The following is a 9,931-nucleotide window of genomic DNA, read 5'->3' on the forward strand; positions in this document are numbered from 1 at the left end:
GCTCCCCCACGCCCCCAGCTCCCCCACGCCCCCAGCGTCCGCACCATCCCGATCACATCCGGACTGGAGAAACGCCTGTGTCCACCTCGACTCTGCTTCCCCCTGCCAGTTCGCCGGGACGGCATCCGACTGCAGAGCCCCGTCGCGACGACGGGGAGCGGCCGCCGACCGGACTGCGCCGCAGACTGCGCGGACCCGAGACCGACCCGGGATGGGTCCGGCCCGCGCTCCTGACGCTGCTCGCCGCGACCGCCGTCCTCTACCTGTGGAACCTCGGCGCGTCCGGCAATGCCAACGACTTCTACGCAGCGGCGGTCCAGGCCGGCACCACGAGCTGGAAGGCGTTCTTCTTCGGCTCCTTCGACTCGTCCAACTTCATCACCGTCGACAAACCACCGGCATCGCTGTGGGTGATGGAACTGTCGGGCCGGATCTTCGGTTTCTCCTCCTGGAGCATGCTCGCCCCGCAGGCGTTGGAAGGCGTGGCAGCCGTCGGGCTCCTGTACGCAACCGTGCGCCGGTGGTCCGGACCGACCGCGGGCCTGCTCGCCGGCACGGCGCTGGCCCTCACCCCGGCCGCGACACTGATGTTCCGCTTCAACAACCCGGACGCGCTGCTCGTCCTGCTCCTGGTCACCGGCGCTTACTGCACGGTGCGGGCGATCGAGTCGGCCAGCACGAAATGGCTTGCGCTGGCCGGGGTTGCCATCGGCTTCGGCTTTCTCACCAAAATGGGCCAGGCACTGCTCGTCGTTCCCGCATTCGGCCTGGCCTATCTGATCGCCGCTCCGACCGGGCTGCGCCGCCGGATCCTCCAGCTTCTCGCCTCCGTCGGCGCCCTTCTCGCCGCGGCGGGCTGGTGGGTCACGATCGTGTCGCTGTGGCCGGCGTCCGCCCGCCCGTACATCGGCGGCTCGACGAACAACAGCGTGCTTGAGCTGGCATTCGGCTACAACGGCCTCGGTCGCCTGTTCGGCGGAGCCGGCAACGGCGGCGGTGGCGGCGGTGGCGGTACCCGGGCCGGCGGTGCCGGCGGTGCCGGCGGTGCCGGCGGGGGCGGCGGGGGCGGTTTCGGGGCCGGTGGCGGTTTCGGGGGAAGCACCGGTATCACCCGCCTGTTCCGCTCGGAAACAGGCCTGGAGATCTCCTGGCTGCTCCCCGCGGCGCTGCTCAGCCTGGTCGCCGGCCTGTGGCTCACCCGCCGGGCACCGCGCACCGACCGCACCCGGGCAGCGATCATCCTCTGGGGCGGCTGGCTGCTCGTGACGGGGATCGTGTTCAGCTACATGCAGGGCACCATGCACCCGTACTACACGATCGCGCTCGCCCCGGCCGTTGCGGCGCTGGTGGCGATCACCGGACGGCTCCTCTGGCAGCAACGGGAGACCTGGTTCGCCCGGATCAGCGCGTCCATAATCATCGCTGGCACCGCAGGTTGGAGCTACCGCCTGCTTGCTCTCACCCCGGGCTGGACTCCGTGGCTGCGCTACACGGTTCTCGTCTGCGGCGCGGTGACGATCGGCGGCCTGCTGGCCGGACGACGCATCCTGCGCAAGGGCGCGATCGTGGTCGCGACGGCGGCGTTGCTCACCGGCCTCGCGGGTACGGCCGGCTATGCCGCCAGCACTGCGTCGCACCCACACACCGGCTCACTCCCGGCCGTCGGTCCGGGGAGCACCAGCGCCATGGGCGGTCCCGGTGGCGGACCTTCCGATGGGCGGTTGTTCGCGGGAGGAACCCCGCCCGGCGGCGCCGGGGTGAACGGCTCCACAACCAGCGGTACACCCAGTGGTACAAACGGCGGAACATCCGCCGGTCAGCCCGGTGGATTCGGCGGAGCGGGTGGATTCGGCGGTCAGACCGCCAACGCCGAACTGGTGTCGCTGGTACAGAAGACCACCAACACCTGGGCAGCCGCCACGGTCGGCTCCCAGAGTGCGGCTCCGCTGGAGCTCGCCAGCGGAAAAGCAGTCATGGCCATCGGCGGATTCAGTGGCAGCGACGGCACACCGACCCTCGCCGCCTTCCAGGCCTATGTCGCCGCCGGAAAGATCCATTACTTCATCACCGGCTCCGGTGGCGGAGGGATGGGTGGCCCGAACAGCAACGGCACCGGAAGCGACATCTCCACCTGGGTCGAGGCACATTTCACCTCGACCACCGTCGGCGGCCAGACGGTCTACGACCTGACGCACCAGACGAGCTGACCCACCCGAGCGGTAGGTGGAAAAGGCTGCCATAACTCCCAGCCGCGTGTGGCACACTCTGCCACATGCCACCCGAACCTGTCACTACCCCCCTGCTTGCCGTGGCCGTCTACGCCCGCATCAGCCACGATCGCGACTCTGACGCGGCCGGCGTTACCCGCCAGGTCGAAGACGCGCTGACCCTGGTCGACCGTCACCCCGAGTGGAAACTGATCGGCCCGCCGTACGTCGACAACGACATCAGCGCGACCCGGGCGACGCCGCGCGACCAGTACGACCGCCTCATGACCGCCGTTGGCCACGGCGAGGTACAGGTGATCGTCGTCTACGCGCTCTCCCGGCTCTGGCGTAACCGCAGGCAGCGTGCCGACGCACTCGAGGTACTCGCATCCCACCGGGTCCGCGTCGTGACCCTCAAAGGTCCTGACCTGGACCTGTCGACAGCGTCCGGCCGGATGCTCGCGGGTCTACTCGGAGAAGTCGACACGTTCGAGGCCGAGCAAATCGGCGAACGAGTCGCGCGAGCCAAACAGCAGGCCGCCGAACAAGGCCGCAACCCGGGCGGAGGCCGCGTGTACGGGCTCACCCCCGACCGGACCGCGACGATCCCCGAAGAGGCTGCGATTCTCCAGGACGTGGCAAAACGGGTACTCGCTGGAGAACCCCTACGGACAATCTGCCGCGAGCTGAATGAACGCGGCATCCGGCCTGCGCTTGCCACCCGAACCGAACGATCGGGCCGCACTCCCCTGTGGAACGCGCAGACGCTACGGCGTTCCCTCATGAACCCGACGATCACCGGACGGCGGATTCACCATGGCCAGGACATCGGGCCGGCAATATGGCCCGCGGTCCTCGATCGCGACACCTTCGACGCGGTATCGGGTCTGCTGTCCGGCCGTACCACGCCGCCCGGCTGGACGAACAAGCACGTCCATTTGCTGTCCGGGATCGCGAAATGCGGGAAGTGCGGCGCAACCGTCGTAGGCACTCAGCCGCACCGTTCGGCGCCACGCGCCTACCTGTGCCCGCCGATCATGCAAGGCGGATGCCGCGGGGTACGTCGTGCCGCGGACCCCGTCGATGCGCTGGTTGAGACGATCGTGATCCACCTTCTCGCCGCACCCGGCACGGTCGAACAGCTGATGGCCGCAGGCGCCCCGGACGCTGGCGAGGTACTCGCCGTAGGCCGCGGGATCGAGGCTGCGCAGGCCAGGGCCGCGGCAATCGGCGCCGCGATGGCCGATGACGACCTGACCGACGAGGTCACCCGGATCGTGCGTAGGACAGCCGTGGACAAGGTCCGGACCGAGCTGGACACGTTGCGACGCAGACAGGCCGCAATGGCGCGGGTGTCGCTCGTGGACGGACTGTTGGACCTGAACGACGTGGCCGCGCACTGGCCTGGCCTGACACTGTCGAGGCGCCGCGCGATCGTCCGCGCACTGATCGACGTCGTCATCCTGCCCGGTGCACGTGGCGGGAAATTCGACCCGAACCTAATCCGGATCACCCGACGGACGGCATCATGAGCAATCCACGGATCCTCGGACTGATCTGCACTGATCGTGGGCAGCATTCCCGATGCGTACTAGGCGACCTCGTCGGCCGCGCTGAAAGAATCGACGTCAACCGCGGATTCGCCATGGGTGATCTCGCCGGTCGACGCAAACACGAATGCGTCCGATTGGACGATGAACGTCGCGTGCATATCCGCTGTCCCCGGTGCAGCCGGAACCCGCAGTGGACTGCCGAACATGCGCGCGATGTCCTCGACCGCCTAACCGAAGCCGGCTTCGTCGAGTTCGACGTCTCGTACGAACCGTCGACGAAGACACCGTGAGTAGAGGTGCTACGATCGTGGAGATCCGCCGGGCGGAAAGTCCGGGCAGGCCGCCTCCATCGGGCGGCGTATTTTTGCTGCCCGAAGGCGAGAACCGATGCCTTACAGCCCGACCGGAAAAAATGCTGATCCGGAGTTTTGCCGGGAGCGCGCACGACTGGCCAGCGTCGCATCTCGTGACATCCCGCGCACCATCGGCCGCATCACCGACCCGACGACAGCCGCCACGGTCGCCGTAGCCGCTGTCCGCCGTGCGGCCGAGCTCGCCGCTGACGGTCCGATTGACCCCGCCGTGCTGGATGAGGTCCGCGCGCTACTCGGACCGATCAGCAAAGCCGCTAAGACCGCTATCGACCGAGAAGCCGAAGCCGCATGAAAGCGCCGAAACGGCGCCCGGCCGAGGAACCAGGCGCCGCAATGATCAGATCGGCAAGAACGGATCCTCACGATCATAACCCGTCCGCTCTAACCGACGCGGGCCGACCAGGTGTTGACGCACCCGATCGGCCCTTGACCCCGAACCCTTACAGAGAGGGAACGAGACCCATGCTCGATTCTTCCACCGAGCGCGCTGATCGGCGCGCGCATCCCGACCTCAAAGCCGCGGCACTCGGCTACGCCCGGCGCGGCTGGCCGGTAGTCCCGTTGTGGTGGCCGAACGGGGACCGCTGCGCATGCGGCACACCCGACTGCCACCGGCCCGCGAAGCACCCCATCGGCCGCGCTGCACCCCGCGGACTGCACAACGCGTCCGTCGACCCGGACGTGATCCGATCATGGTGGAGCCGGTGGCCGCACGCCAACGTCGGGCTTCGGACCGGCGTGCACTTCGACGTCATCGACCTCGACGGCCCGGAAGGGCTCGCATCCCTCGCCGAAATGGACCGTGCAGGCTACCCGCCGGACATTCTCGGAATCGCCGAAACCGGCCGTGAAATCGGCTGGCATTTGTTTGTCCCACCATCCGGGGATGGCAACAAAACCCGATTCCTCCCCGGACTCGACTACCGCGGGAAATCCGGCTATGTCGTCGCGGCGCCATCCGTGCACATCTCCGGACGCCGTTACCGCTGGTGCTGGGGCACCCGATGAGCCTCATCCCGCCGTGGGTGCCCGTTGATCAGCGGCCCTCACCTCCCAATCAGCCAACCACTCGCGCCGTATCCAGGACCGCGCCAAGCACCGGCGCGCGGCGGGAACGCTGGGCATTGGCCGCATTGACCGGGGAATGCGCGGATATCGCCGCTATGGCGCCCGACAGCGGCCGAAACCATGCGCTCAACGGCGCCGCGTACAAAATAGGCCGACTCGTCGCGGGTGGCCTCCTGGATGAGCAGGACGTCCGCCAAGCCCTCACCGACGCGGGAGTAACAGCGGGCCTCCCGCTGTCCGAGGCGACTCGAACTGTCGAGTCCGGGCTTTCTGCGGGAATGCGTGCACCGCGGACAGCTGGTGACCCGGCATGACCGCGCTGCCCTCTGTCGAGCTCGACATCAACACCATCATCGCCAAACTGAAGGAAGAACCCAACGACCTAGCAAAGCTCAAGGCAGCACGGGAGCACGCCTACCTCCTCGGCCGCCATGCCCCCAACATGATGATCAAAGCGGAGCATCGGGACGCACTCACGATAACCCGCCTGCTCGGGAAACGCGCATTCGATGAGGCATTTAAGGCTGGATGGGACGAGACTATGCGCGCCCGTGCCTCCCAGCACGAAGCCGACAAACCCCCTACCGTCCAGCCGACAGAACGACCCCAGGGCAAGCCCTGGATCGAGGCAGGCGACACACCCGAAACGATCCGGACCCTGACCGCCGCAGTCGACGAGGGAGAATTCGACGATTTGTACGTCACGAACGGTGAGATCGTCCAGGTCGGCCGCATCTCCGGAGATATCGGCACCGATTCTGACGATCCGCTACCGCTCGCCTCGGCGCCACTGACCGCGGCAGGGTTCGCGTCGCTGCTCGCTCATAAAGCCTACGTCTTCAAGATCTGCCAGGGCTTCAGCGGCGCGGAGTGGGAGGAGGAGTGCACTCCCCCCGACCGGGTTCTTGCGGCTGTGCTCTCGGGTCGGCACTGGCCAGGCGTCCGCCCACTCCGCGGGATTGTCAGCTCGCCCATACTGCGACCTGACGGATCACTCCTACAGACCGTCGGCTACGACCGGGCGACCGGGCTGTACTACGCCCCGAAAGTCGCCCTCCGCCCGGTGCCGGAACACCCATCACGGGAACAGGTGATCTCCGCAAAGCGCTTCATCGGCCGGGTGCTGCATGATTTCCCATGGGTATCGGATGCCGACAGGGCTACCTATCTCGGCCTGCTCGTCTCGCCGATCCTGCGCCCCTACGTACGCGCACTTATCCCGTTCGGCCTGGTCACCGCGACCACGCAGGCGTCCGGGAAAACGCTCCTGACCGACATCGCCGGCGCCCTATATGGGAAACGACAGCAGCCGTGGCCGGAATCCGACGAAGAACTCCGCAAGGTCATCACGTCCGTTTTGGCGCAACCCGAGTCGGTCATCGTATTCGACAATCTTGAAGAAGGAACGCAAATTAAATCCCCGATCCTCGCGGGACTCCTTACCGCGACCGAATGGTCTGACCGCATCCTCGGCTCATCCAAGACCGCGAAACGCGCCAACGACCGGATGTGGCTCGCGACCGGTAACAACATCCGTCTCGGCGGGGACATGGCCACCCGCACCGCCGTGGTCCGGCTCGACCCGAACATGCCCAACCCCGACCAGCGATCCGGGTTCGCGATCCCCGACCTGGAAACATGGCTGACCGCACCGGCAAACCGCCATGAGCTGATGTGGCACGTCCTGGTCCTCGTCGCCGACTGGATGACCGCCGGCGCCCCCCGCTCGCACCACGTCATGCGCCAGTTCACCCCGTGGGCGCAGGCAGCCGGCGGGTTCGTCACCCATCACGGCCTACCCGGCTTCCTCGCCAACGCCACCGACGTCCGCGAGATGGACGACGCCGCGGCAATGTGGCAAGCGTTCCTCAGCCGCTGGGAACAGAAGTTCGGCGCACAGCCGATCACCTCCGCCATGCTTCGAGCCAGCTTCGAGCGGGACCCGGACGGCTCCGACCCCTGGGAAGGCACCATCCCCGACACCTTGCTGGACGGCCGCCACATCCCGAGCGTCATCGCGCTCGGGAAGCGACTCCGGGGCCAGGTCGGCCGCTGGTTCGGCTCATACGTCCTCCGTGAGGCGACAACGGACAGTCACAACAAGGTCCAACGCTGGGAAATCGAGAAGGCAGCCGACCTGTGATCACCATGAATTTGTGTCATCTCACCAAGATTTTCCCCGAGCACCGACAACCACTACCCGCACTACCCGCAAACGACGAAAAACCCCTGTGTTACAAGGGTTTTCGATGCGGGGGGTTGGCCTTCAGCACTACCCGCAGTGCGGGTAGTCACTACCCGCAAGATCACGGCTTGCGGGGGTCACTACCCGCAGTGCGGGTAGTGGCGGGAAGCACTACCCGCACCTATCCGCGCAGCTCACAGGCCGTTTTCGGCCCCAATGCGGGTAGTGCGGGTAGTGGTTGTCGGTGCTCGGGGAACTGACCGCCGAGAAAACGTAAATACGCACCTGAGAGCAACTACCGACAGTCACCCCCCGTGGTTGGCCGCTCTGGACAGGCGCCAGTCCAAAACGCCAACCACCCGGGCTCCCCACTAACGATCAAGAGAGATCAACTATGACCACCACAGCTGCTACCGACGGCCCGCCCAGGTGCCGTGTCTGCGACCGGAAGATCGTCGATCCTGGCTCTATCGCCCTATCCGTCGGCCCGCGATGCCGCCGGCGCCTTCAGCCAACCGACATTCGCAGGCTGGCGAAAGTAGCCGCACAGGCAACGGTCTGCCTCCACATTCAATTGTCACTCGACACGGCAGCGTAAATCCGCCGGACCCTGCCCCGTCCGGCTCCTTCCCACCCGAAAGCACGACAATGACCGTGACCGCCGCCGACCTCGAAACCCTCCGCGCCGAATCCCTTGCCCGTGTTGCCGCAGCCATCGAAGCGGCACGTACCCGCCATGCCACCCAGAAAGCCGCCAGCGCCGCGAAAACAATCCGCCGGAACTTCGGCCTGACCGCCCGCCACCGGCGCCACCTCGCCCGCCTCAGCCCACCCCAGGAGAACACGTGAGCCTCAGCCACCGGCGCACCCTCAGCAACCTTGACGCCCAGCCGTCCCGCGCATTCCCGCCGCCACCCCAAATCGCAGACCCGGACCGGGCACGGTATGATCAGAGTGCAATAGTCGCCCGCCAAGAAACGAGCCAAAACATGCCCGTGATTATCGACGATTTCCCCGCACGGCCACCCCGCCCAATCCACACCGGCGACCAGCTCATGCTCGAGGCAGCAAAAGCGCTCGGCCACCCCCAATCCGTCGTGAAAGCCCGCCGGGAAATCCTATCCGTCACCCGCGACCCCGCCGGCCGCATGATTGTCGAAGACCGCTCCGGCGTATGGGTCATCTGCACCCCCGACCTACCCGACGACGCAGGACACACCGGCGCAACATTCGACGAAATCCGAACCGGACGGCCACGCTCCCCCGGTAGCAGAATCCCACGCTATGTCAGTTCAACGCATGTCCCACCCCCCCGCCTCGACACATCGCCGTGGACCGTCGCAGACCTCGACCTGTGCGCCGACCGCCTTGCCCCGCCGCCGCCAAACGGCCATGCGTCAAACGGTGACCCCATCTACACGAATTTCGTCGGAAACGACCCGATAAAAGCCCGGGTCGCATGGAAACGAATCGCATTCCTCCGCGCCGAATCCACAAAAACGATTCTCCCATCCAGCCCGCAATGCCGCGCATACCGGAAATTCATTGTGGACTCGGCATGGCTGGCCGCCGACGAAGCCGCGAAACTGTGACCAGCCCAGCCGACCTCATCAACTGGCCGATCGCATACGGGGCGATGCTCGCCATCACCCCACCCGACACCATCACCGACGCCAGCTCCTACACCACCAGCACAGGCCCATTCGCCCGGCACAGCGACGCCATCATCCTAGCTATCCTCACCCTGTGGGAACATTCGGAAATCGTCCGGGAAATCCTCGAACGAACCCGGAAACCCGCAGCGAGTGATAGCGACCTCGACAGCCTCGCCGAATGGCTCATCGACACGTCACGAACGATCCTCGCACTCGCACGCACACAGGCAGAACAGCACATGCTGCCAGCAGCCACACAGGCACACCCAGGCACGCTCGCGCTCGACCCCTACCTACGCGAACTCCCCTTGATGGCCCTCGCAGCAGACATAGCCGGCATCCAAGGACTGGCCGTTGAGGTACACGTCCTGGACCCGGGAACAGCAGGACTCTGCGACCTGATCCACAGACGTATCATCCTCGCCCCCATGTCAGGCGCACGCGAATGGGCACACGAACTCGCCCATCTAATAGACCCAGCCTTTGGCACGCGAGGCGAACACGCACGCGAGGCTGACGAATACTTCGCAGACCATTTGGGCGCGTTGCTCCTACAACACGAACCTGTCACCCTCGCAGAAGCGCAGCCTCTCATAGACGAGACGTCGCGTGCACTCGCAGAGCATCCCAGGTTTGGCACACACCCTGCCGTAACAGCAATGCCCGAACCGGGCATTCTCGGCATTGCAACATTCCTCTGCCTGCCACTACGCCACAAAACGCAGGCAGCATGATAAGCGTGTCAGTGAGAATGCGTCGCATCATTCCCGCTGGCCGAAAGGGGCAGGGTCGTAAGCCTTGGTGGGCGTGACCCTGCCCCTCTTCACACAAGCGAATGACGAGACAACCAAAGGAACACGAACCTAACCCCACAACATCAGATACACTG

At 66.1% G+C, this 9,931-nt stretch carries 11 protein-coding genes; 10 read left to right on the top strand and 1 reads right to left on the bottom strand.

Annotated elements, in window-relative coordinates:
• Positions 1-77: 77 nt before the first annotated feature.
• Together U9983_RS11970 and U9983_RS11975 are read left to right on the top strand one after the other, a co-directional pair.
• The gene (locus U9983_RS11970) at positions 78-2,207 is read left to right on the top strand and encodes an ArnT family glycosyltransferase (RefSeq protein ID WP_322754085.1); all 2,130 of its coding nucleotides are present in this window, start codon (positions 78-80) and stop codon (positions 2,205-2,207) included.
• Between the two features lie 65 nt (positions 2,208-2,272).
• Positions 2,273-3,739 (top strand): recombinase family protein, encoded by a 1,467-nt coding sequence (locus U9983_RS11975; protein ID WP_322754086.1) that lies wholly within the window; start codon positions 2,273-2,275, stop codon positions 3,737-3,739.
• 59 nt (positions 3,740-3,798) lie between these two features.
• Here the strand turns inward: U9983_RS11975 and U9983_RS11980 are convergent, their stop codons facing one another.
• Positions 3,799-3,966 (bottom strand): hypothetical protein, encoded by a 168-nt coding sequence (locus U9983_RS11980; RefSeq protein WP_322754087.1) that lies wholly within the window; start codon positions 3,964-3,966, stop codon positions 3,799-3,801.
• Between the two features lie 181 nt (positions 3,967-4,147).
• Between U9983_RS11980 and U9983_RS11985 the strand changes: the two genes are divergently transcribed.
• From U9983_RS11985 to U9983_RS12015, 8 genes are all read left to right on the top strand, one after another.
• Entirely contained in the window at positions 4,148-4,426 is a 279-nt protein-coding gene (locus U9983_RS11985; protein WP_322754088.1) for a hypothetical protein, read from the top strand.
• 170 nt (positions 4,427-4,596) lie between these two features.
• The gene (locus tag U9983_RS11990) at positions 4,597-5,142 is read left to right on the top strand and encodes a bifunctional DNA primase/polymerase (protein ID WP_322754089.1); all 546 of its coding nucleotides are present in this window, start codon (positions 4,597-4,599) and stop codon (positions 5,140-5,142) included.
• Positions 5,139-5,516 carry a hypothetical protein gene (locus U9983_RS11995; protein ID WP_322754090.1) on the top strand — a complete coding sequence of 126 codons (378 nt, stop codon included), beginning with the start codon at positions 5,139-5,141 and terminating at the stop codon, positions 5,514-5,516. The genes U9983_RS11990 and U9983_RS11995 overlap by 4 nt, the downstream gene beginning before the upstream one ends.
• Complete coding sequence (locus U9983_RS12000; protein ID WP_322754091.1) at positions 5,513-7,345, top strand: hypothetical protein; 1,833 nt, start codon at positions 5,513-5,515, stop codon at positions 7,343-7,345. Before U9983_RS11995 ends, U9983_RS12000 begins: the two co-directional genes overlap by 4 nt.
• Positions 7,346-7,781: 436 nt before the next feature.
• Positions 7,782-7,985 (top strand): DUF6011 domain-containing protein, encoded by a 204-nt coding sequence (locus U9983_RS27835; RefSeq protein ID WP_416211369.1) that lies wholly within the window; start codon positions 7,782-7,784, stop codon positions 7,983-7,985.
• A gap of 50 nt (positions 7,986-8,035) precedes the next feature.
• A complete protein-coding gene (locus U9983_RS12005; protein ID WP_322754092.1) occupies positions 8,036-8,236 on the top strand; it encodes a hypothetical protein in 201 nt (66 codons plus the stop codon).
• A 140-nt stretch (positions 8,237-8,376) separates the two neighbouring features.
• Entirely contained in the window at positions 8,377-8,979 is a 603-nt protein-coding gene (locus U9983_RS12010) for a hypothetical protein (protein ID WP_322754093.1), read from the top strand.
• Positions 8,976-9,776, top strand: a complete 801-nt coding sequence (locus U9983_RS12015) for a hypothetical protein (protein WP_322754094.1) — start codon at positions 8,976-8,978, stop codon at positions 9,774-9,776. The genes U9983_RS12010 and U9983_RS12015 overlap by 4 nt, the downstream gene beginning before the upstream one ends.
• Positions 9,777-9,931 lie beyond the last annotated feature (155 nt).

The organism is Protofrankia sp. Cas3, from assembly GCF_963555955.1.
In the GTDB taxonomy this organism is placed as follows: Bacteria; Actinomycetota; Actinomycetes; order Frankiales; family Frankiaceae; genus Protofrankia.